Source organism: Pseudomonas sp. WS 5010 (assembly GCF_012985565.1).
Taxonomy (GTDB): Bacteria; Pseudomonadota; Gammaproteobacteria; order Pseudomonadales; family Pseudomonadaceae; genus Aquipseudomonas.
On the sequence record NZ_JAAQWQ010000031.1, the window covers coordinates 1 to 686 of the forward strand.

Annotated in this window: 1 protein-coding gene; it reads right to left on the minus strand. The window is 61.5% G+C overall.

Annotated features, from left to right (window positions below; all coding sequences use genetic code 11):
- Positions 1-686 (minus strand): transporter substrate-binding domain-containing protein (locus tag HBO11_RS28435; RefSeq protein WP_170059071.1); only part of this gene is annotated, 686 nt, incomplete at both ends.

Consider the following 686-nt stretch of genomic DNA (forward strand, 5'->3'; position numbering starts at 1 on the left):
ATATCGGCCACGGGGATGGCCTCCAGGGCCTTGTTCATGATGCTGAACAGCTCCGGGTAGCGGGCTGGTACCGAAAAAGTGGCGGCCGCCCATTGCCCTTCAACACTGCGCCCGACTTTCAACCGCCCCGGCGGATACAGATAGGCCTGCGTCTCGGTCTGGATCGTCGCATCCGCATCGCCATTGGCCACCGCGTGACGGGCCTGGGCATAGGTCTCAACCAGACGCAGGGTGACTGCGGGGTATTCACGCCGAATGTAGTCTTCAAGGGCATGCCTGGCCGGCAGCACCAGGACCTTGCCGGCAAGCTGGCTCAGCGAGCCCAGCCGGGAATCATTGACGCGCACTACAAACACCCAGGGTGCCCCGCCGTATGAGTGGGTGAAGTTCAGGAAGGCCTTGCGCTCACGGCTTCTGGAGAGGCTTGAGTTCATTTGCGCCTCGCCGCTTTTGAGCATGTCGAGGATTTGCACGGTTGAAAACGCCTCTTTATGAACAAATTGCAGGCCGGTCATGCGAGAAATGCGCGCCAGAATGTCAATGCTCAGGCCCGCCCAGCGGCCGTCGCCGGTCCTGAAGCCGTAAAGGGGAAACTGCTGGGTGGCCAGGGTCACAACCGGATTGCGCTGGATCCACTCCCGTTCGGTGGGCAGCAGATCGATGCGCTGCTGCGCAATGCTGCCATC